19 protein-coding genes are annotated in these 20628 nt (G+C 66.4%); 7 read left to right on the top strand and 12 right to left on the bottom strand.

Features of this window, described 5'->3' with window-relative positions:
* Window positions 1-7: 7 nt before the first annotated feature.
* Window positions 8-1495, bottom strand: coding sequence for an Asp-tRNA(Asn)/Glu-tRNA(Gln) amidotransferase subunit GatA (gene gatA, locus OLW90_RS04805; protein ID WP_319651617.1), 1488 nt, complete (start codon window positions 1493-1495; stop codon window positions 8-10).
* Between the two features lie 5 nt (window positions 1496-1500).
* Window positions 1501-1794: an Asp-tRNA(Asn)/Glu-tRNA(Gln) amidotransferase subunit GatC gene (gene gatC / locus OLW90_RS04800; protein ID WP_319651616.1), complete on the bottom strand. Its 294-nt coding sequence runs from the start codon at window positions 1792-1794 to the stop codon at window positions 1501-1503.
* Between the two features lie 136 nt (window positions 1795-1930).
* Here gatC and OLW90_RS04795 point away from each other — a divergent pair, with 136 nt between their 5' ends.
* Entirely contained in the window at window positions 1931-2599 is a 669-nt protein-coding gene (locus tag OLW90_RS04795; protein ID WP_319651615.1) for an amino acid-binding ACT domain protein, read from the top strand.
* A gap of 59 nt (window positions 2600-2658) precedes the next feature.
* Here OLW90_RS04795 and OLW90_RS04790 read toward each other — a convergent pair whose 3' ends face one another.
* Both OLW90_RS04790 and OLW90_RS04785 read right to left on the bottom strand, forming a co-directional pair.
* Window positions 2659-3432 carry a polyphosphate polymerase domain-containing protein gene (locus OLW90_RS04790; protein ID WP_319651614.1) on the bottom strand — a complete coding sequence of 258 codons (774 nt, stop codon included), beginning with the start codon at window positions 3430-3432 and terminating at the stop codon, window positions 2659-2661.
* Window positions 3429-4034 carry a DUF4956 domain-containing protein gene (locus OLW90_RS04785; protein ID WP_319651613.1) on the bottom strand — a complete coding sequence of 202 codons (606 nt, stop codon included), beginning with the start codon at window positions 4032-4034 and terminating at the stop codon, window positions 3429-3431. The genes OLW90_RS04790 and OLW90_RS04785 overlap by 4 nt, the downstream gene beginning before the upstream one ends.
* A 264-nt stretch (window positions 4035-4298) precedes the next feature.
* Here OLW90_RS04785 and OLW90_RS04780 point away from each other — a divergent pair, with 264 nt between their 5' ends.
* Window positions 4299-5276, top strand: a complete 978-nt coding sequence (locus tag OLW90_RS04780; RefSeq protein WP_319651612.1) for an alpha/beta hydrolase — start codon at window positions 4299-4301, stop codon at window positions 5274-5276.
* A 38-nt stretch (window positions 5277-5314) separates the two neighbouring features.
* Here OLW90_RS04780 and ligA read toward each other — a convergent pair whose 3' ends face one another.
* On the bottom strand, window positions 5315-7369 hold the full coding sequence (ligA, locus tag OLW90_RS04775; RefSeq protein ID WP_319651611.1) for an NAD-dependent DNA ligase LigA: 2055 nt from the start codon (window positions 7367-7369) through the stop codon (window positions 5315-5317).
* A gap of 44 nt (window positions 7370-7413) precedes the next feature.
* On the opposite strand from ligA, the gene OLW90_RS04770 reads away from it, so the two are divergent.
* From OLW90_RS04770 to OLW90_RS04760, 3 genes are all read left to right on the top strand, one after another.
* Window positions 7414-8088 (top strand): 3'-5' exonuclease, encoded by a 675-nt coding sequence (locus tag OLW90_RS04770; protein ID WP_319651610.1) that lies wholly within the window; start codon window positions 7414-7416, stop codon window positions 8086-8088.
* Window positions 8089-8241: 153 nt separating this feature from the next.
* A complete protein-coding gene (locus OLW90_RS04765; RefSeq protein WP_319651609.1) occupies window positions 8242-8658 on the top strand; it encodes a hypothetical protein in 417 nt (138 codons plus the stop codon).
* A 159-nt stretch (window positions 8659-8817) separates the two neighbouring features.
* Window positions 8818-9042: a heavy-metal-associated domain-containing protein gene (locus tag OLW90_RS04760; protein ID WP_319651608.1), complete on the top strand. Its 225-nt coding sequence runs from the start codon at window positions 8818-8820 to the stop codon at window positions 9040-9042.
* On the opposite strand, the gene OLW90_RS04755 is transcribed toward OLW90_RS04760, so the two are convergent.
* Together OLW90_RS04755 and mnmA are read right to left on the bottom strand one after the other, a co-directional pair.
* A complete protein-coding gene (locus OLW90_RS04755; protein ID WP_319651607.1) occupies window positions 9012-9905 on the bottom strand; it encodes a hypothetical protein in 894 nt (297 codons plus the stop codon). The two genes, OLW90_RS04760 and OLW90_RS04755, sit on opposite strands and share 31 nt — an antisense overlap.
* A complete protein-coding gene (gene mnmA / locus OLW90_RS04750) occupies window positions 9905-10987 on the bottom strand; it encodes a tRNA 2-thiouridine(34) synthase MnmA (RefSeq protein ID WP_319651606.1) in 1083 nt (360 codons plus the stop codon). Before mnmA ends, OLW90_RS04755 begins: the two co-directional genes overlap by 1 nt.
* Before the next feature lie 137 nt (window positions 10988-11124).
* Between mnmA and OLW90_RS04745 the strand changes: the two genes are divergently transcribed.
* Together OLW90_RS04745 and OLW90_RS04740 are read left to right on the top strand one after the other, a co-directional pair.
* The gene (locus tag OLW90_RS04745) at window positions 11125-11958 is read left to right on the top strand and encodes a fused MFS/spermidine synthase (protein ID WP_319651605.1); all 834 of its coding nucleotides are present in this window, start codon (window positions 11125-11127) and stop codon (window positions 11956-11958) included.
* 73 nt (window positions 11959-12031) lie between these two features.
* Entirely contained in the window at window positions 12032-14053 is a 2022-nt protein-coding gene (locus OLW90_RS04740) for a glucose PTS transporter subunit IIA (RefSeq protein ID WP_319651604.1), read from the top strand.
* On the opposite strand, the gene OLW90_RS04735 is transcribed toward OLW90_RS04740, so the two are convergent.
* The 5 genes from OLW90_RS04735 to OLW90_RS04715 form a co-directional block, all read right to left on the bottom strand.
* Window positions 14010-16439: a DUF2156 domain-containing protein gene (locus OLW90_RS04735; RefSeq protein ID WP_319651603.1), complete on the bottom strand. Its 2430-nt coding sequence runs from the start codon at window positions 16437-16439 to the stop codon at window positions 14010-14012. The genes OLW90_RS04740 and OLW90_RS04735 overlap by 44 nt on opposite strands.
* Window positions 16436-17623 (bottom strand): alpha/beta hydrolase, encoded by a 1188-nt coding sequence (locus OLW90_RS04730; RefSeq protein ID WP_319651602.1) that lies wholly within the window; start codon window positions 17621-17623, stop codon window positions 16436-16438. The genes OLW90_RS04735 and OLW90_RS04730 overlap by 4 nt, the downstream gene beginning before the upstream one ends.
* A gap of 80 nt (window positions 17624-17703) precedes the next feature.
* Complete coding sequence (locus OLW90_RS04725; RefSeq protein ID WP_319651601.1) at window positions 17704-18828, bottom strand: cysteine desulfurase family protein; 1125 nt, start codon at window positions 18826-18828, stop codon at window positions 17704-17706.
* Window positions 18825-19760 (bottom strand): electron transfer flavoprotein subunit alpha/FixB family protein, encoded by a 936-nt coding sequence (locus OLW90_RS04720; RefSeq protein WP_319651600.1) that lies wholly within the window; start codon window positions 19758-19760, stop codon window positions 18825-18827. The genes OLW90_RS04725 and OLW90_RS04720 overlap by 4 nt, the downstream gene beginning before the upstream one ends.
* Window positions 19761-19791: 31 nt before the next feature.
* The gene (locus OLW90_RS04715; protein WP_319651599.1) at window positions 19792-20580 is read right to left on the bottom strand and encodes an electron transfer flavoprotein subunit beta/FixA family protein; all 789 of its coding nucleotides are present in this window, start codon (window positions 20578-20580) and stop codon (window positions 19792-19794) included.
* Between the last annotated feature and the right edge of the window lie 48 nt (window positions 20581-20628).

The raw sequence follows: 20628 nt of genomic DNA, 5'->3' as shown, positions 1-20628 counted from the left end.
ATAACAGCTAGGCGGCCCGCCCGGCCTCGAAGGCCGCGCCCACGCGGTAGAGGCGATCATCGGCAAAGGCCGGGGCCATGAGTTGCAGTCCCACGGGGAGATTCGTGTCCTCGGCAAAGCCGGAGGGCACGGACATGCCGCACAGCCCGGCCAGGTTCAGCGGCAGGGTGCACAGGTCGAAGTTATACATCGCCAGCGGGTCCGCCGCCTTCTCCCCCAGCTTGAACGCCGTGGTGGGCGTGGTGGGCGAGGCCAGAATGTCCACCTGCTCGTAGGCCTTGGCAAAGTCCTGGGCGATCAGGGTGCGCACGCGCTGGGCCTGCAAGTAGTAGGCATCGTAGTAACCCACGGACAGCGCATAGGTGCCCAGGATAATGCGGCGCTTGACCTCCGGGCCGAAGCCCTCGGCGCGGGTAAGCGCCATGACCTCGTTGGCGGAATGGCTGCCATCATCGCCCACCCGCTTGCCGTAGCGCATGCCGTCGAAGCGGGCAAGGTTGGAGGAGACCTCGCAAGGCAGGATCAGGTAATACGCATTGAGGGCATCATCAAAGTGGGGGCAGTCCACCTCCACCAGTTCCGCGCCCTGGGATTCCATCTGGCGCAGGGCCGCGTGATAGTTCTCCATCACGCCCGGCTGCCAGCCCTCGCGGTCAAACTGCTTGATCACACCCACCTTAACCCCGTTGAGGTCGCCCGAGGCCCCCTCGCGCGCGGCCGCCACCACGGGAGCCACCAGCTTATCCACCGAGGTGGCGTCAAAGCGATCGTGCCCGGCGATGACCTCGTGCAGCAGAGCGGTATCCAGCACCGTGCGCGCGCACGGCCCGCCCTGATCCAGGGAGGAGGCGCACGCGATCAGGCCATAGCGCGAGACGGTGCCGTAGGTGGGCTTCACGCCCACGGTGTTGGTCAGGGCCGCGGGCTGGCGGATCGAGCCGCCGGTATCGGTACCAATGCCCAGGGGAGCCTGGCCGGCCGCCAGGGCCGCCGAGGTGCCGCCGCCCGAGCCGCCGGCGGTGCGGTCGAGATCGTAGGGGTTGTGCGTGGGGCCGAAGGCGGAGTTCTCCGTAGAGGAACCCATCGCAAACTCGTCCAGGTTGGTCTTGCCCAGGATCGGGATACCGGCCTCGCGGATCTTCCGGGTCACCGTGGCGTCATAGGGGGCACGGTAACCCTCCAGCATTTTCGACGCCGCCGTGGTCGGGGCGTCGGTAGTGGTGAAGATGTCCTTGAGGGCCAGCGGCACGCCCGCGAGTGCCGAGGCCGGGGCCTCGCCTCGATCGAGGGAGGCGTCCACGGCGTCGGCGGCCTCAAGCGCTTCCTGTGCGCCCACATGCAGGAAGGCGTGCAGGGCGGAATCGGTGGCCTCGATGCGGTCGAGGTGGGCCTGGGTGACCTCGCGGGAGGTGACCTCGCGGGAATGAATCTTGGCGGCCAGCTCTGCGGCGCTCAGGGAGGTCAGGCCGTCTTGGGGCTTGATATAGGTGCTCATTGGTATTACTCCCCCAGGATCTGCGGTACGACGAAACGCTGCTGCTCCACCTCGGGAGCCTGGTCCAGGGCCTGCTCAGCGGTGAGGGTGGTCTCCTGGACGTCGGCCCGCATGGTGGTGCTAATAGAGTGCGGGTGACTCATGGGCTCCACGCCCTGCGCGGCGACCTGCTGCACGCCGGAGACGTTGGCGATGATGCCGTCGATCTGCTCGGCATACTGCTCTAATTCTTCCTCGCTCAGCGCAAGGCGGGCTAGTTCTGCGAGGTGGGCCACCTCATCGCGCGAAATCTTAGGCACGCTTCCCATCCTTCTTCGGCTCGTTCATTCCAGACTCCCGCCCATGATAATCCACCCCTGCGCGCAGGCGACCCCTCACCCGCGCCTGACCGGGAAAGCCTCCCCGCACCGGCATTGCCCGCTACCATTAAGTGCCGTGCCCTATCTCATTCGTGTTCTCCTCCCGGACGCCCCCGGTAGCCTCAGCCTGCTCACCCAGGCCTTCGGGGCCATCGACGCCAACATTCAATCCGTGGACGTGGTGGAGGCCTTCCCCGATGGCACCGTGATGGACGACCTCGTCATCAGCCTGCCCACCGGCACCCTGGCCGATAGCCTCATCTCCGCCGCGCAATCCGTGGACGGCGTGCTGGTGGACTCCATCAGGCCATTTTCCGGCCGGGTGGACCGGCGCGGGCAGATCGAGATGCTTGCCGACGTCGCCCGCCACGCCGAGGACGTGGCCCCGGCGATGGAGGAACTCGTGCGGGTGCTGCCTCGCTCCATGACCTCCTCCTGGGCCATCGTGCTCGATACCCGCGCCCCGGTGACCCGAGTGGCCGCCTCCTCCGCCGCCCCGGAGGATAATCACACCAACCCGGAGGCCATTCCCGTGACCTCCGCGCGCACCCTGCAACCGGAGGCGGAGGCCTGGGTTCCCGAGTCCTGGTCCCTCCTCGATTCCGCCCTGGCGGCCGCTCCCCTCCCCGGAACCGACCTCGTGGTGATCGTGGGTCGCCCCGGCGGTCCGGACTTCCTGGCCAGCGAGGTCGCCCACCTGGGCAACCTCGCCACGGTGTGCGGGGCGATCCTCCAGCGGCGCTAACCGCACGGGGGTTGGTGCCGCGTCCCGCCAGGGCCGGGGCGACCGCATAGGATCCCTTATTAAAGGGAATAATATTCGCGCATGATGGGCGTCCATCTATTGTGCGCGAGGGTGGGATTTAACGCCGCCATGCCGGTGCCGAACTTGGAGACGCGCGCGGGGCGATGACCAAGCGACCACAGCACGCGATCCAGGCGGCCGGGCCTGCTGCCGGATTTCGTCTCGATGTACACGATCCCAAAGCCTTGTACGGCATCCGCCGCCACCCCGGCCGGTTGATCCCCGCCGGGACCAAAGGCAATGTCCGTATCAATGGTGACCCGCCCCATATCGCTCGGACGCAGAGTGATGCGCCGATACTCGTTGAGCAGCGCCGGGCGCAGGGTTCGGTGCCGGGCGGGCACCCGGGCCGCACTCAAGACGGAGTCCACCCACGGGGCGGCGTGCTGGGGCAGCACGTTATCCAGGGCCTCCGCCACCTCGATCGGCACGCGCTGCTTCACCGTCAAGCCGCGCGGGCCTGCGGTCTTGATCTCGCAGAAGGAAGCCTCAGTGTCCTGATACACCCGGGTGCGTACCTTGAACCGGCGTCGCCTCTGCTGTGCCGTCATGCGATAGCTAAGCAGATCAGCGGTGTCAAAGTACATGGTGCGGTAGCGCTGCTGGCGCACCCCGGCGATCTCCAGCACGCGGGTATCCCCCGGTATGTGGCGCAGCACCTCATCGAGTTGTTCTCGGTGCAGCACGTACTTGCGATCCACGCGGGTGAGCATGGCGGCCTCGGCGTTGATCTCATCGAGGCCGATGGGGGTTAGGGCATCAACGGTCCTCACGCCGGGTCGCCCGCTCCCGCGGCCACCGTACTTGCCGGAACCCGAGCGGGGCGGGTATCCAGATTCACGGATACCCATGTGGTGTCATTCACGCAGTCCAGGCGGATGACCTTGACCCCCAGCACCCGCGCGCCCAGGGTTTGCTCCAGGTGCTCCACCAACTCGGCCCTGTCCGCGATTGCGCGCTCCACCATCACCTCCTGGGAGGTGGAGCGGCCGGTGAACCACCGGGAATCGGCCAGGGCCAGCACCGCCACGATCGCCACGATCACCGCCACATCCGTGACGGAGGGAGTGCTGCTCAGCCCCGCCACCAGGCCAATCGCCAACGCGGCAAAGTAATAGGCCACCTCCGTCTGCGAGATCTGCGAGGAGCGCAGGCGAATGATGGACAGCACGCCAAAGAGCCCCATTCCCAGCCCCATGCCCACCTCGTGAGAGGCCAACGTGGTGGCTACGCCGAACACGCCGATATTGACTCCCAGAAAGGCCACCACGAGATCGGTACGCCGATGGCGGGGAAAGTAAATGGCAAAGACGAGCACGGAGATGGCCAGCACATCAAGAGCGGGCATGATGAGGGCTGGCGGAATGGGAGGCATCAGAGGCTGACCTTTCGCGGAGAGTCGGTGACGCTGCTGGCATTTATTTTTCCTACACTACCGACCGCAGCAGCAGGAGCAACTTCTCACCAGCACGAGGCCACGGACAGGCGCTTCTACCCCGCAAGCCACCAGCGCAACAGGCATGACATAAATGAACCCCAATCAATATGCGCCTGTGTGCAAAAATTGACAGAATGATAACGATCACAATATCGTAATGGAGGCATTTATCTACCAACAAGGACTGAAAACACCATATCCATGAATCCTCTCTCCTGGGCAGCATCCAAGGTTTCCATCGCCCCCAACGCAAAGAATCACCCGAAAGTCCAGCGCTCCCTCCGCAGCATATTAGTCGAAAAAGTACTGTGGATCAGCACATCAAAAAAGACATTCCAACAGGATTCCGAAGATTCTTTTAATAAATTACTCGATTCCATGAGGACGGAAAACGGCAAGCCCCTACCCAACCCCCAGAAATACGTGGGAATGGCCGTCACCGAGACTCACCAAAGCGGAATGCAGGTTTTCACCTGGAACGATAGGAAGGATGACCGGCAGCGAGTAATCTTGTATATCCACGGCGGCGCATACCTGCACCAGCCCTCCCCTTTCCACTACAAGATGCTCGCCCGCATAGCGCGCTCGCTTGACGCCAAGGTCATTTTCCCCATCTACCCAAAGCTGCCGGACAATGGCTATGCGCAAGATTTTCCCCTCATGGATTCCCTCTACCGCGCCGTTATAGAGGGCGTCTCCTCCCCCGAACAGATCACCCTCATGGGCGACTCCGCCGGAGGAGGCTTTGCCCTCGGGTTTGCCATGCACCTTCGGGATAAAGATCTACCGCAGCCCAAGAACATCATCCTGCTATCCCCCTGGCTCGATGTTGCCACCACGAATCCCGAGATCCCCCGATACGAGGGCGTGGACCCCATGCTCTCCGCATGGGGTCTGAATAAATTGGGCCGCCTATGGGCCGGGAGCAAAGAGGCCATGACGCTCCCTTACGTCAGCCCATTACACGGGGATCTCAACGGCTTAGGGAAAATATCCATCTTCGTGGGCACCCACGAGATATTCTATCCCGATAATCAACTGTTCCACGAAAAATTAGAGGCGGCGGGAATTGAGCATAACTACACCGTCGCCCCCGCCATGAACCACGTGTACGTGGCCATGCCAATCCCAGAGGCTAAGGAGGCACAGGACCACATCGTGGAGATAATAAGGAGATAATAAAAGCGTCGCTTAGCATTCCTCGCCGCAATGCTCCCCTACAGTTCTCCCCGCAGTAGCTCCGCAAAGCCCTCCTCGTCCAATACCGGCACGCCTAATTGCCGTGCCTTGGTTTCCTTGGAACCGGCGTTCTCTCCCGCCACCACGTAGGTGGTTTTCTTGGACACCGATCCCGCCGCCTTGCCACCCCTGGCGATGATGGCCTCCTTGGCCTCGTCGCGGCTCATTCCCTCCAGGGTGCCGGTGACCACCACGGTCATGCCCTCTAGCACCTGCGCGGGCTGATCGCTGGTGTCCTCGCTCATGGTCACCCCGGCGGCGGCCCAGCGCTCCACGATCTGCCGGTGCCAGTCCACCTCGCCCCAGGCCACCACGGAGGCCGCGATCGCCGGGCCCACCCCCTCAATCTCGGCCAGTTCCTCCACCGGGGCGCTGAGGATCGCCTGCACGTCGTGATAGCGCTGCGCCAGCGCCCGCGCGGCGGTGGGGCCCACGTGCCTGATCGAGAGGGCCACCAGCACCCGCCAGAGATCGGCGTGGCGGGCCCGTTCCAGGTTCGCGATGAGCTTGCGTCCGGAGGCATTCACCGCCCCCTTGGTGGTGGTGTACACCGCCGAGGCCCGCAGGTCCTCCTCCGTGAGATCAAAGAGGGTGGACTCGTCCCGCAGAACTCCGGTGCGGATCAAATCCTCCGCGCCCTTTTCCCCCAGGGCCTCGATGTCGAATCCCCCGCGCCCGGCGAGGTAGGTCAGGCGCGCGGATAACTGCGCCGGGCAACTGCGGTGATTGGGGCAGCGCCAATCCGCGTCCTCCTCCTTTTGCGGGGCCAGCCGCGTGCCGCATACCGGGCAGAGGGTGGGGAAGATGAAGGCGCGCTCGGTGCCGTCGCGACGCTCGACCACCGGCCCCAGGACCTCCGGGATCACCTCACCCGCCTTGCGGATCACCACCGTGTCCCCGATCAGCACGCCCTTGCGCTTGACCTCGGTCTGGTTATGCAGGGTGGCCATCGCCACGGTGGAGCCCGCCACCTGCACCGGCTCCATCACGGCAAAGGGCGTCACCCGCCCGGTGCGGCCCACGCCCACGCGAATGTCCAGCAGCCGCGTGGTCACCTCCTCCGGGGGGTACTTATAGGCGATCGCCCAGCGCGGGGCCCTGCTGGTGAACCCGTATTGGCGCTGCTGGGATAGGGCGTCCACCTTGATCACCAGGCCGTCCATCTCGTGCAGGGCGTCGTGGCGGTGCTCCTCCCAGTACGCCACCTGTTCGTACACCTCCTGCTGGCTGCGCACCAGGCGGGTGTAGGGGGAGACGGGCAGGCCCCAGCGTCGCAAAGCCTCGTATGCCTCGTACTGGCTTCCCGGCTCGAAGCCCTCGCGCGCGCCGATCCCGTGGCAGATCATGCGCAGGCGGCGGGTGCGCACGTCCTCCACGTTCTTCTGCCGCAGCGATCCGGCCGCCGCGTTGCGAGGATTAGCAAAGGGCTTGCCCCCGGAGGCGATGCGCTGGGCATTGACCTCGGAGAAGTCCTCCACCGCGATGAATACCTCGCCGCGGATCTCCACCATCTCGGGCACGTCCTCCCCGCGCAGTTCGTGGGGAATATCCTCGATCACCCGGGCGTTGGCCGTGATGTTCTCCCCCACGGCACCATCGCCGCGGGTGGCGGCGCGCACGAGTTTTCCACGCTCGTAGATGAGATCGATGGAGAGGCCGTCGATTTTTAGCTCCGTGAGGTACGCACTGGCGGGAGTGCGGGCAAACCACTCCCCTAATTCCTCCGTGGAAAAGGCGTTATCCAAGGAGTACATGCGCTGCGGGTGCTCCACGTCCTCAAACTGGGTGGAATCCAGCACCGGGGAGCCCACCTGCTGGGTTGGTGATTCCGGCACCGCCAGCTCGGGGTGCTCGCGCTCTAGTTCGAGCAGCCGCTGGAACAGGGCGTCATAGTCAGCATCGGGGATCACCGGTTGCTCGTTGTCATAGAGCCTGCGGTGATGGCGGATCTCCTGGGCCAAATCCTCCCACTTGCGGCGCAGGTGGGCTTGGTTTTCCTGGGTGCTGGCACTCGTCCCGGTGTTCTCACTCACGCTCACCGATTGTATCTATGCCCTCCCCACGTACTGTGGTGGGCATGAGCAACTTCAATCCCGGCGCGATGCTCTCCTTTGACCTGGAGACCACCTCTGCGGACCCCACGCAGGCCCGCATTGTCACCGCTGCGATGGTGCGCATTGATTCCTCCGGCGCGAATCCCACGGAGCTGCTGGCGGACCCCGGGGTGGAGATTCCCGAGGCCGCGCAGAAGGTGCACGGAATCAGCACGGAGTATGCCCGCGAGCACGGCAAGCCCCACGAGGAGGTGCTGCGCTCCACGGTGGAGAGCATCCACAAGGGGTGGGCCGATGGGCTTAACCTCATCGTGTTTAACGCCGCCTACGACCTCACGGTGCTGCGGCACTTGACCGGGAATTTCACCGTCACCGGCACGGTGTATGACCCCTTTGTCATCGACAAACTCAAGGATCGTTACCGAAAAGGCAAAAGAACGCTCAGCGATATGGCGTCACACTACGGGGTGCGCATTGATAACGCCCACGAGGCCACCTCGGACGCCCTGGCGGCCGCCCGGATCGCCTGGAAGCAGACGAAAATCTATCCTGAGCTGCTGGAAATGTCCGGCGAGGAACTGATGGAGTTCCAGGCCGTGGGGTATTACGACATGCAGACGGAGTTCCGTAGGTATCTGGAAAACCGCGATCGGGACGCCAGCGATGTCCACACGGCCTGGCCCATGCGCGGTCAATGAGCGCCAACGAGCATTGCACACGTCTGAGGAGTAGGGTTTCCCTTGTTCCCGGATGGGCCTTAAGTTCCCCCGGCCTGCCGCCTCGGCGGCAGTGCCCCGGCCGCATACTAGGCCCACCCTCCGATTTCGCTTCATATATAAGGAGACAAGCCCATGCTTGGCACTCTGCTTTCCTCCGCACTCGCGGGTCTGCTCGCCCTGAATCCCTTTATCTCCCCGGCCGATCACATCCCGGACATCGCCTCCGGTTCCACCGCCAGCGATGTGGCCGCCGCCTCCCCGGCCAAGGAGACATCCGAGGCCGCCGAGGCTACCGAGGATATTGACCCCGGCTTCTTCATCCACGGCGGCCAGCTGGCCGTGAACCGCGCCGTGTTCGAGGAGGAGCAGGCCGCGGGCCACAAGCTGCTCACCGTGTCCTTCACCGGCGATCACTCCGTGACCCTCCAGCAGGCCGAGACTTTTGACTATGAGAAGGACGCCGCCGCCTTCGACCGGATCGTGGAGGTGCTGAAGATCAACGGCTACGATCAGATCGCCATGATGGCTCCCCCGCTGGTGGCCGAGTAAAACACACTCGATCCAGCACGCATTCCAGCATGCACTAAGGCGGCGCGGTGGTACCCCACCCGCCGCCTTTTGTCTTTCCTCGATCCCCTGACCCCACGCCTGCACCGACCCGCCCCATACCCCCGGTGGGTATATGCTCAGCGGGTATATAGTGGTGGAATGATCACCACCTATGACGTCACCGGAATGACCTGCTCCCACTGCGAAAACGCCGTGCGCGAGGAGGTTTCCGCCCTCCCGAACTTAAGCGTCACACAGGTTTCCGCCGAACAGGGCACCCTGGTCATTGAGAGCGCCGCTCCCCTCGATGAGTCCGCCGACGCCGCCGTGCGCGAGGCCGTGGCAGAGGCCGGCTACTCCGCCAGCCGCGCCGCCGCGCGATAGGTCTGCGTGGCCTGGGCAAAGGTGGAAAACGGCCCCTCGGCCACCACGTCGATGGCCTCCTCGCTGGGTGAGTACTCCCGCAGGATCGCATGCAGATCGCGGTGCTGCGGGCCGATCCCCACGCCCAGCCGCAGGCCGGAGTCGAGGTGCTCGCCCAGGGCGTCGATAAGCGCGGTGGTACGCACCTGATCGGCGGAGACGAGCACCGTGCGGGCCTGGCTGCGGCGCGCGGCGGCCCAGGGCGGGATCTGGCCGCACAGGTTGAGCAGCGTTTCCTCCCGCACGGCCTCGATCACCGTGTGCAGGCGCGCGCCCAATTCCTCCGGGGGCACCGGGGCGATCCGGTCAAAATCGTGCGTGCCGGGAACCTCCCCGGCCACAAGCCGCGCGGCCCAGGGCTCGTCGAGTTGCACGATTACCTCGGCCCCCATGCGCCGGGAGACCTCGGCGGCGTGCTGCGCGATGCCCTCGATCAGGGCCTCGGTGAGATCGCGCAGCGCCCCGGTATCCGTGACCGCCCGGTGCCCGCGCGGGGTTTCCAGGCTGGCCGCCAGGGTCCACGGGCCTAAGACCTGCACCTTAACCGCGCCCGGCGCGCCCGCCCACTCCTCCTCGCAGACGTCGAGGTCGCGGCGCAGGCGGTCGGAAAGGCGGAGGTTACCGGGGCGCAGCACCCAGCCGCGCGGGCCGCGATCCACCGGAATCCCCGGCAGCAGGGAGGCGGTGCGCCCCACCGGGTGCGAGTCCAACCCGCGCTGGGGCAGGATCGGCAGGTGCACCAGATCGCCCGTCTCCCCCAACACCATGCGCGCGGCCTCCCGCGCGGAGGTTCCGGGCAGCGAGCCCAGGCCGTAGGCCCGCATTAGCGCCGCGTCCCGCAGATGGTGCCCGAACCCAGCACGATGTCTCCCAATTCATCGGGCAGGTACAGCACGGCGGCCTGCCCGCGCGCCACGCCATAAAGCGGCTCGCGCAGTTCCAGCACCATGCGATCGACCTCGCGGTCGATGTGCGCCCGGCAGTCCACCACCCCGCCGTGGGCACGCACCTGCACCTGGCAGTCCAGAGTGCCCGTCATGCCCGGGTGCAGGTACTTGAGACGATCCGCCTCGATCTCGCTCACGCTGAGGTCCTCGTGCGAACCCACGGTGACGGTGCCGGTGGCGGCGTCAATATCGGTGACGTAGCGGGGGCGGCCGTCGGCGGCCGGGGTCTTAATGTCTAGCCCCTTGCGCTGGCCGATAGTAAAGCCATACACGCCGTCGTGCTGGCGCAACTGCGTACCCTCGCCGTCCACGATCATGCCGGGGCACACGCCGATATGCGAGCCCAAAAAGGCCGTGGTATTGCCATCCGGGATGAAGCAGATGTCATAGGAATCAGGCTTGGTGGCCGTGGAGAAGCCGTGCTCGGCGGCCTCCTGCCGGATCTGCGGCTTGGGGGTATCGCCCACCGGGAACAGGCAGTGCTCGATCTCGTGCGCGCCCAGCACGCCCAGCACGTAGGACTGATCCTTGCGCGGGTCGATGGCGCGGCGCAGATACCCATCGGGGGTGATCCGGGCGTAATGCCCGGTGACCACCGCGTCAAAGCCCAGGGCGATCCCGCGTTCCAGCAACGCCGCAAACTTGATCTTTTCGTTGCAGCGCAGGCAGGGGTTGGGGGTTTCCCCGCGCACGTAGGAATCTACGAAGTCCTCCATCACCTCCTCCTTGAAGCGGTCGGAGAAGTCCCACACATAAAACGGAATACCGAGCTTATCGCACACTCGGCGCGCGTCTGCGGAATCCTCCAGGGAACAGCAGCCCCGGGAGGATTCCCGCACCGTCTGCGGGTCCTGGGAGAGCGCCAGATGCACCCCCACCACCTCGTGCCCGGCGGCCAAGGCCCGCGCAGCGGCCACGGAGGAGTCCACCCCTCCGCTCATCGCGGCCAATACCCGCATATCCCCGTGCCCCTTTCTTTATCCATTCCTACCCCGCTTATCGACGCCGCCACGGGGGCGTCCGGCAATCCGGCGCGCCGCAGCGGGGGCACAGCCTAATCCGGGGCCAGTGTACGCCACCGCCTAAGATGATCCGCATGGCCCGCCAGCACCATCCCGCCCCGCAGGCGGGCACCTACGAGATCAGCACCGGCACCGCCACCCTGGAGCGCGATCAGGGCGCTCAGGATTCCTGGACGCTCCTGGTCAATGGCGCCATTTCCAGCCACATCGCCCTGGGGAATCCGCGCCTGCTCTCCTTTGATTACATGCGCTGGGCCGCCGCCGCGATCGAGCACGCGGTGGAACACCGCCTTGACCCGCAGCGCCTGCGAATCACCCACCTCGGCGGCGGGGCCTGCACCCTGGCGCGGTACTTCGCGGCCGTCTACCCGCGCTCCCGCAACACGGTGGTGGAGATTGATAGCGCCCTGGCTACGTATGTGCGCCAGTGGTTCGACATTCCACGTTCCCCCACCGTGAAGATTCGCGTGGGCGAGGCCAGGGCCGTCACCGATAGCTTTGTTCAGGACTCCCGCGATATTCTCATCCGCGACGTCTTTTCCGGCACCACCACCCCGCGCCCGCTGAGCACGGTGGAGTTCTATCAGCGCTGCTCCCAGGCGCTCTCGCCCCAAGGGCTACTGGTGCTCAACTGCGGCACGCGGGCCGACCTCGCAGAGGCGCGCGCCGAGATCGCGGGGCTTAAGGAGGTCTTTGCCCACGTGGAGGCCATCGCGGACCCGCCCATGCTCAAGGGAAAGCGCTACGGGAACATCATTCTCACCGCCAGCCACGCGGAGACTCCCGACCGCGCTGGCCTGCACCGCCACCTCCTGGGTGGGGCCGCGCCCGCGCAGTCGCGCGATCGCTCCTGGACCACCGCCCTAGCCTCCGGTATCCGGCCCCGCCGCGATCACCCCCACGGGTGAGGAGGCCCACGGGGAAAACGGACAGGCGGTGTTAATCTGAACCGAAGATTATCCGCCTGTGAGGAGCTTCTCCATGCACACCAAAGATCACTCGGGCGCGGACTTCCCGCCCCTGCTCGCGCCGCTTTCCGGCACGATCATTCCCATGAGCCAGGTGCCGGACCCGGTCTTTGCCAAGGGCAACCTGGGCGAGGGGTTCGGTATCACCGATACCCCCGGAGGGGTGGTGTACGCCCCCGTATCCGGCACCATCACCATGATCGCCAAAACCAAACACGCCCTGGGAATCCGCACCCCTGAGGGGTTGGAGGTGCTCATTCACCTGGGCATTGACACCGTGGAGCTGGGCGGCGATCCCTTTGAGATCCAGGTAACCAAGGGCCAGGAGATCACCCGGGGTGAGGCCCTGGGCAGCATGGATGCCGCCGCCATCACCGAGGCCGGGAAGTCCACCTGCACCATCGTGGCCGTGACCAACTCCGCCGCCGCCACCTCCGGGGTGCGCGTGCGCACGGGAGCCGCCCGGGCCGCCGAGGAGGTGGCGCAGCCGCTTTCTAGCGCCGCCGCTCGGCCCGCCGACCCCGCCGTCAAGCCCGCCACCGACCCCGCCCCGCAGGGCCCCGAGGCCCAGGGTGCCGAGGCCCTGGTGGCCGCGGTGGGCGGCGCGGAAAATATCCGCAGCGTCACCCACTGCATCACCCGCCTGCGCTTCTACCTGCACAACAACGACGTCCCCCAAGATGACGCCGTGCGCGAACTGAGCGGTGTGATCGACGTGATCCGCGCCGGGGGCCAATACCAGATCGTGATCGGCCCCGGCGTGGAGGACGTGTACGAGGAGGTCATTGGCGTGCTGGGCGATCGGGCAGCCGGCGGCGAGGTGGCGGTGGGGGCCGGTGAGGAGCAACCCCGCCCTACCACCGCGCTGGGCTGGATTGGTCGCGGTTTCTCTTCCCTCATCGGGGTGATCACCGGCTCCATGATCCCGGTGATCGGCCTGCTGGCGGCCTCGGGCATCATCAAGGGAATCCTCTCCCTGCTCACCACCTTTGATCTGGTGACCACCACCTCGGACACCTACCTGCTCATCAACGCACTCAGCGACGCGGTGTTCTTCTTCCTGCCCATCTTCGTGGGCTTTACTGCCGCCAAGCGGCTGGGGGCGGACCCCATCATCGTGGCCATCGTGGGTGGGGTGCTCACCTACCCGCAGATCGTGGAACTCTCCGGCAAGGAGGGCTCCAGCAGTATTCTGGGTATGTCCCTCAACGCGGACTTCTTCGGGCTGCCATATCACATGGCCAGCTATAGCTACAGCATCTTCCCCATCATCGTGGCCGCCTGGCTGGCCTCCCTGATCGAGCCCTGGTTGAAGAAGATGATTCCGGCCACCGTGCGCATGATCTTCCTCCCCCTGGTGGAAGTGGTGGTGGTCTCCCTGACCATTCTGCTGATCCTCGGCCCCGCCGTGACCTTCCTCTCCACCGGCATCGCCAACGGTATCCAGGGGCTTTATGATCTCTCCCCCTCCATCTCCGGGCTGTTCATTGGCGGCCTGTATCAGACCCTGGTGATCTTTGGCCTGCACTGGGCCGTGATCCCGCTGGTGGCCCAGGACATCGCCCTGACCGGGCAGTCCCCGCTCAATGCCATCATCTCCGCCACGATGGTGGCCCAGGGCGGCGCGGTGCTGGCGGTATTTGTGAAGTCCCGCGTGATGAAGGTCAAGGAACTCTCCGGCTCCGCCGCCATCGCAGCCTTCTGCGGGATCACCGAGCCCGCCATGTACGGCGTGAACCTCAAGTACGGCCGCATCTTCCTCATGGCCTCCATTGGTGGTGCCTGCGGCGGCCTGCTCACCGGGTTGTTCAATGTGAACATGTGGGGTTTCACCGGCTCCCTCATCGGCTTTACCTCCTTTATTAACCCCGAAGGTCTGGACTTTAGCTTCTGGGGATTCTGGATCGCCTCGGGCACGGCCGCCGCGGTGGCCTTTGTGCTCACCTATCTCTTTGGCTTTAACGACTCCGACGTGGAAAATGCCCGCGAGGTCAAGAAGATTCGCCTCGGCCGCCGCGAACCAGTGCAGCGCTAAGCCATACGCGCAGCAGCCGGGCGGCCTCCGTGGCCCTGAGCTGGGGCAGGTAACACTGCGAGACCGCCAGGGCCACCTTGGGCAGCGCCAACTCATCGCGGCAGGCCACATACCAGGGGTGGTACTCGGGGTGGAACTTATACTTGGAAGCCGCCAACGAGCGGAAGCCATAAAAGGGCTCCATCGAGGCCCCCACTCGGTCGAGGGCCTGATCCACAAAACCCTCCGCCGGGGTGCTGCGCGCCAGCGGCGCGCCGGAGAGGGAAACCCACTTGAGGCCCTCGGCGGCGGCGTCGAGAAGCGCCTGCGAGAGCGCGAACTCCATGGCGGATTTAAAGCCCCCGGTATCGCGCCGCATGAAATCCAGTGTCAGCCCCACCAGCGCGCCGTGCTCGTACACGGGGAGCCAGCTGGTCACCGCGTGCAGGTGCCCGGATTCCCCCTCCACCACCAGCAGCCGCGTGCCGGGCGCCCCCAGCTCGGTGATGGTGCCCAGGGTAAAACCCATCTCCGGCAGCGGCTTATCCGCCAGCCACTCCTCGGATAGTTCCACGATGCGCTGGCGCAGCACCACGTCCGCCTCCGCCCAGGTGGTCCACCGGGCCGTGATCCCCTCTTTCTCCGCGCGGTTACGGGCGGTGCGCACGTTTTGGAACTTCTTTCCCCTAAACTCCACCTTCTCGGTGCTCAGCACCGACTCCTCGGCCACGTGAATCCGCTGATAGCCGGGGAGGGTATCGGCAAAACCCTCACGCACGGAATACCAGGCCACCGTCCACCCCTGGCTGGCGGCAAAGGCCTCGAAGCCCGCCGCCAGGCCCGGGGTCCCCACCGGCTCCCCCACGGTCACCGCTATGCCCCGGCGCACCCGATACGCCACGTATCCGGCTACCCCCTCGTGCTCCCCAAACCAATAGCGATTACCCTCCCACAGCGTCATCGCCTGGAGGTGATCGCCATGCCGCAGCAGGCCGCGCGCCCGGGCGCGTTCCTCCTCCGCGTGCTCGTCCGGCACGCTCATCAGCAGCCGATACAGCGCGAGCGCCGCGACCAGGTTAAATATGGCGCCCAGCCAGGAGTACAGCACCCAGGCCGCCGGGTGCTCGGGCACCAGACTCATGGGAAACAGCGGAGCCAGCGAGGGTGGAAGATACCGCAACGGCCACTCCCGCAACACCACCGGCCAGGAGACACCCATCAGGGAGGCCCCCAGCAACCACGCCACCGAGGTCAGCGCCAGGGCAGCGGCGATCACTCCCAGGCACCGCCGGATATTCCGCGCGGCGATGGTGACCTGGAAGTGCCTGCGGGTTCCCAGCAACAGGACGATTCCACCCAGCCACGGCAGCGCCATGGGCAGCGCATACCAGGCCAGCACCGCCACGGATTCCGCGCGATAGTTGGCCCACACCTGCGCGCACAGCGCCACCACCACCATCGACTGCGCCACCAGCGCCAGCCACCAGGCGGCGCGGCGTCCCTTGAGCAGCCCCGCGATGATCACCAGATTCAGCACCAGGGGCATGAGATTAGCCACCGAGGGCTCCACCCCGGACTGCTGGGCCAGCAGCACCGCCTCGTGGCACCGCTGCGTGCCCACGTTCCCCTGGCACACCAGCGCCGCCTCATAACTTCGGCGCGCAGGCAGCCAGGTCAGCGCGCCCACAAAGGCCAGGGGACTCCCCGACCCCGGGTGCGTGCTAGCCACCAACGGTCCAAAGGACACCGCCGCCAAGAAGGTGCTCACCAGCACCCGGGCCTCCTGCACCGACCCCACGCGCAGGCGCGGGCGGCCGTGCCGCACCGTGCCCGCCACCAGGCCTAGGAGCGCGCTCACCAGGCCCACCACGTCGGACACGCTCCCGGAAAACAGCACCAGGGTGCTGCACAGCGCCACCAGCCACACCGCTAATCGACGCCGCCACAGCAGCGGCATGGCCGTGCTGGCGTAGGCCGCCGTGCCAAAGAGCCAGGACACCGGGGAGAGAAAGGAGGCATGCAGGAGATCGCTCCCCCAGCGGTGGAAGCCCGTCTCCGCCACCAGGCGCACCGCGAGCAGCCCTGCCGCCGTCGAGCACAGGTGCGTCACCGCCGCCACCGCCATCGTGCGGGCCGTACCCAGGGTGCGCTCCGCCGGAATAATCATGGCGATCACCGCCAGTGAGGCGAAGATCAACCCCACCCGCGAGCCCGAGGTCAGCCCCGCGCTCAGCAGGTGCCAACGATCCGCCGCATAGTCCATGCTCAGGGCGAGGGAGTGCCGGGACACCGCCCAGTGTAAAACCCACATGACGATGAGGGCGCTCAGGGAAAAGGGCACGCGGCGCACCGCCGCCGCTCGACTAAGGAGGCTCCGTGGGGATTGCGTGGTATGCGTGGTACTCATTGCACCGCCCATTCAAACGTCTCGGCCAGGGCCACCCGCCAGACCTCGAAGGAATGCCCGCCCGGCACCGTATCCATGCTCGTCTCCATGCCCGCCGCGCGAGCCAGCTCATTGAGGTGCGTCAGCGCCGCCACGGAATCCTTATCCCGCTCCCCGGCCACAAAGCGCCCCCGCGTGTTCGGATAGGAGCGGGTGGCCAGGAGATCGGCGGGATTGTGTGCGGCAAAGGCCTCCTCGCTTCCGCCGAAGAAGCGCGCCACCGTCTGCCCGTGATCGCCCACCGTGGGCTCGGCCTGCCCGGAGAAGTCAAGGAAGGTGCCATAGGATTCCGGGTGGGAGGTCACCACCTGCAAGGCGCACGTTCCGCCATAACTCAGTCCTCCGATCACCCAGCGCGCCCGATCCTCCACTACGCGGAATAACCGATGGATCCCCTCCGGGACGTCCCGACTCAGATACGTCATCACCTGCTGTTCCGGGCCGTCCACGCACAGCGGATTGCCGGTGAAGGAGCCGGTGGCATCCACGCTCACCACGATCGGCCCCGCGCCCCCGTGCGTGGCCTGGTACTCGTCGGCGGTCTGCGCCGCCTCCCCGTTGTGGAACCACTGATCGGGGCTGCCGGGATTACCGGCCATGAGCACCATCACCGGCAGGATCTCCCCGCTCCAGTAGACCGGGGGCACATAGGCCACCGCGGGGCGGGGCCGAAAGCCCGAACCAGGAATATCCACGGTGACCAGCGCGCCCACCTCGCGGCCATCAAGCCGCGGTGGCCGCTGGGTGTGCTGAAATTGCGCATAGGACATGGACACCGCCACCGGCTTCGGATCGAAGGAGCGCACCGTGGGGTACTCCTGGAACACCAGATTGAGCGTCCCCAGGGTGGCAAAAGTAGTAAGTACTACAGAAATAATAACCACCTTGCGGCGCTGCATCAGGCACATGAGGCTAAAAATTATTCCCACCCCCGCCAGATACACCCGCCAGTCCACCCGATCCGGGAAGGGTCGCCACCAGATCTCCAGCACCCACCAGGCCGCCACCACGAGGACTATCGACGCCCCCGCCGCCCGCAGACGGTACTTCCCCCAGGCCGCCAGGGCCACGCCCAGAACCCAACTAGCGAGGATCACCGCCTGCGCCACCACCCCGGTGAGGGAAAGGGACCACAACCAATTCATATCTGCTTGTTGTACTCCCGGTTGCTGCTATCAACCTGAGTCTTTCCCGCTTACTTCCCGGCTATTTCCGGGGCCCACCGCTAGGCCATGCCCGCCAGCCGGGCGCGCCGCACCACCTCGGGCAGGTGCGCCACCAGATAATCCACGTCCTCCTCGGTGGTGGTGCGCCCCAGGGTAAAGCGCACCGTGCCGCGCGCCTCCCCCTCCGGCACGCCCATCGCCAGGAGCACCTCCGAGGCCCGATTGACCCCACTGTGGCAGGCCGAGCCCGTGGCGGCCTCGATCCCCAGGGAATCCAGCAGCATGATGAGGCTATCGCCCTCGGCCCCGGGAAAGGAGAGGCTCAGGTGCCCCGGCAGCGCTGGTTCCACGGTGTTCACCCGCACCTCGTCGATCTCGTGGAGCACGCGGCGCAGCAGGTCATCGCGCAGCACGCGCAACCGCGCCTCCTCCGCCTCCCGCTCCGCGAGCACCGCGCGCAGCGCCGCCGCCGTGGCCGCCGCCCCGGCCACATCGTTGGTGCCGGGGCGTATCCCGCGCTCCTGGCCACCGCCAAAGAACACCGGCTGCGGGGCCGGTGAGCGCCGCGCGAGCAGCAGGCCCACTCCCCGAGGCCCGCCGAACTTATGGGCGCTACCGGCCAGCGTGGTAGCGCCCAGTCCGTGGAAGTCGATGGCGCGGTGGCCTAATGCCTGGACGGCGTCGATATGCACCGGCGTGCCCGCCTCCCGCGCCCGCTCGATCAGGGGCTCCACCGGCTGGAGGGCTCCCGTCTCATTATTGGCGTACATGCACGCCACCAGCGCCGCCGGGTGCGCTACCGGGCCAAGGTCCTTCACGTGGCCGCCCGCATCCACCGGCAACCACTCCACCTCCGCGCCCTGGGCGGCCAGGTGCGCGATCACCTCGCGCACCGCCGGGTGCTCCACCGGGCTACTGAGCAGCCTCGGCAGCGAACTCGCCCGGTATAGCCCCTGGATCGCCAGGTTATCGGCCTCCGTGCCCGAGCCAGTGAAGATGACCTCCACCGGATCGGCGCCCAGCAGCCCCGCGATCTCCTCTCGGGCGCTCTCCAGTGCGCCGCGCGCCGCGCGCCCGGAGGCATACTGACCGCCCGGGTTGAGCGCCCCCGCGTGCCGCAACCACGCCTCCTGCGCCTCGCTGCGCATGGGGGTGGTGGCGGCGTGGTCGAAGTAGTGGCTCATCGGCGCTTGGCGATCTCCTCGATCAGAGCCGGTACCACCTCGAAGAGGTCACCCACCACACCGAGGTCGGCCACCTGGAAGATCGGCGCGTCCTCATCGTTATTGACCACCACGATCTTCTTGGCCGTCTGCATTCCCGAAAGATGCTGAATGGCACCGGAAACACCCAGGCCGATGTACAGGTCGGGGGCCACGGTCACGCCGGTCTGCCCGATCTGATACTGGGCCTCGTAGTGGCCCAGATCCACGGCGTCGCGGGTGGCTCCCACGGCACCGCCCAGAGCGTCGGCAAGCTTCTCCACGATCTCGGGGAACTTGTCCCCCACGCCGCGCCCGCCGGCCACCACGATCTTGGCCTGGGTGAGTTCCGGGCGCTCCCCGCGCTCGGCGGGCTGGAAGGACACCACCTCCACGTCCGTGGGTCCGGCGGGAAGCTCCGGCAGGGCGGTCACGGTGCCCGGTGCCGCCTGGGGTACCGCCTCGATGGCTCCGGGGCGCAGCGTGTACACCGGGCTGGTGCCGCCCACCGCCGCGCTGACCTGGATGGTATCGCCAAAGATGGACTGATTGGCGGTGCGATCGGCATTAATGCCCACCACGTCGCGCAGGAAGCCGGAGGCCAGGCGCGCGGCCAAGCGCCCGCCGATCTCGTTGCCCGCCGGGTTCGCCGCCACCACGATGGGCGCGGGAGCGGCCGACGCGAGCGACTGCACCGCCTGCACCTCCGCCAGCAGCAGGCGCTGGGCCCCCTGCGGGGCGGCGGCCACGGTGTACGCGCCCAACTCCGCCAACTGCGGGGCCAGGACGTCCACCTCGCCGCCCACCACCACGGCGGTAACCTCGCCAAAAACGCGGGCTGCGGTGATGAGTTCCCCAGTGATCGGGTCGAGGGTCGCGCCGTGGTGCTCGACCAGAACATAAGCATTCGTCATGATGATCTCCTTGGATAAAGAAAAGGTCGAGTTACAGAAGGTTCTCGTCGGCCAGGAACTGCGCCACCTCGGCGGCGGCCTCCTCGCCGCGCACCGTGCGCCCCGCAGCCCTGGGCGGGCGCGGCGTGGCACCGGTGACGGCCGTGGCCGAGTGTGCCAGCCCCACCTGCTCCGGGGATACCCCGATTCCGGCCAGATCCAGGGTGGTGATCTGGTGCTTCTTGGCCGCCATGATCCCCTTGAAGTTGGCAAAGCGCGGCTTATCGGCCTTATCGGTCACCGAGATCACGGCGGGCAGCCCGGCGCGCAACTCCCAGGTGCCCCGGTGATCCTCGCGCACGCCCACCACGGAGTTGCCCTCCAGGCGCACCTCGCGCAGGTAGGTCAGGGCCGGTACCTGGCGGTACTCCGCCACGATTCCCGGCAGCGCGCCGCTCGCGCCGTCCGAGGAGGCATCGCCGGCGATCACCAGGGCCACGTCCTCGATGGTATTAATCGCGTTGGTCAGCGCCCAGGTGGTGCCCAGCACGTCGGAGCCCGCCAGCGCCTCGTCCACCACGTGCACCGCGTCATCCGCGCCCATCGCGATGGCCTTGCGCAGCGCCGCGTCCGCGGAATCCGGGCCCGCGCTCAGCGCGATCACCCGATAATTCCCCTCCGGGTGGGCCTCGCACAGGCGCAGCGCCTGCTCCACCGCGTACTCGTTGATCTCATCAATCACGGTATCCGCATTGACGCGATCAATGGTGTAATCCGCCTCCAGCGTCTTTTCCGACCACGTATCCGGCACGCTCTTGACCAGCACCACGATTGCGGGCATCGCAATCCCCTCTCTTCCTTAAGTATCCATCATTGGGTTGCCGCTGCC

The organism is Corynebacterium sp. 21KM1197 (assembly GCF_033783015.1).
GTDB lineage: Bacteria > Actinomycetota > Actinomycetes > Mycobacteriales > Mycobacteriaceae > Corynebacterium.
The sequence above is the reverse complement of the archived record's forward strand: the minus strand, read 5'-3'. Positions and strand labels throughout refer to the sequence as shown.

Bases quoted from the DNA above. Each gene is read 5' to 3' on its own strand.
- OLW90_RS04740 (WP_319651604.1), top strand. From the start codon at position 12,032: ATGCACACCAAAGATCACTCGGGCGCGGACTTCCCGCCCCTGCTCGCG.
- OLW90_RS04770 (WP_319651610.1), top strand. From the start codon at position 7,414: ATGAGCAACTTCAATCCCGGCGCGATGCTCTCCTTTGACCTGGAGACC.
- OLW90_RS04755 (WP_319651607.1), bottom strand. From the start codon at position 9,905: ATGCGGGCCTACGGCCTGGGCTCGCTGCCCGGAACCTCCGCGCGGGAG.
- gatA (WP_319651617.1), bottom strand. From the start codon at position 1,495: ATGAGCACCTATATCAAGCCCCAAGACGGCCTGACCTCCCTGAGCGCC.
- mnmA (WP_319651606.1), bottom strand. From the start codon at position 10,987: ATGCGGGTATTGGCCGCGATGAGCGGAGGGGTGGACTCCTCCGTGGCC.
- OLW90_RS04780 (WP_319651612.1), top strand. From the start codon at position 4,299: ATGAATCCTCTCTCCTGGGCAGCATCCAAGGTTTCCATCGCCCCCAAC.
- OLW90_RS04760 (WP_319651608.1), top strand. From the start codon at position 8,818: ATGATCACCACCTATGACGTCACCGGAATGACCTGCTCCCACTGCGAA.
- OLW90_RS04765 (WP_319651609.1), top strand. From the start codon at position 8,242: ATGCTTGGCACTCTGCTTTCCTCCGCACTCGCGGGTCTGCTCGCCCTG.
- OLW90_RS04720 (WP_319651600.1), bottom strand. From the start codon at position 19,760: ATGACGAATGCTTATGTTCTGGTCGAGCACCACGGCGCGACCCTCGAC.
- OLW90_RS04715 (WP_319651599.1), bottom strand. From the start codon at position 20,580: ATGCCCGCAATCGTGGTGCTGGTCAAGAGCGTGCCGGATACGTGGTCG.
- OLW90_RS04785 (WP_319651613.1), bottom strand. From the start codon at position 4,034: ATGCCTCCCATTCCGCCAGCCCTCATCATGCCCGCTCTTGATGTGCTG.
- OLW90_RS04725 (WP_319651601.1), bottom strand. From the start codon at position 18,828: ATGAGCCACTACTTCGACCACGCCGCCACCACCCCCATGCGCAGCGAG.
- OLW90_RS04735 (WP_319651603.1), bottom strand. From the start codon at position 16,439: ATGAGTACCACGCATACCACGCAATCCCCACGGAGCCTCCTTAGTCGA.
- OLW90_RS04745 (WP_319651605.1), top strand. From the start codon at position 11,125: ATGGCCCGCCAGCACCATCCCGCCCCGCAGGCGGGCACCTACGAGATC.
- OLW90_RS04730 (WP_319651602.1), bottom strand. From the start codon at position 17,623: ATGAATTGGTTGTGGTCCCTTTCCCTCACCGGGGTGGTGGCGCAGGCG.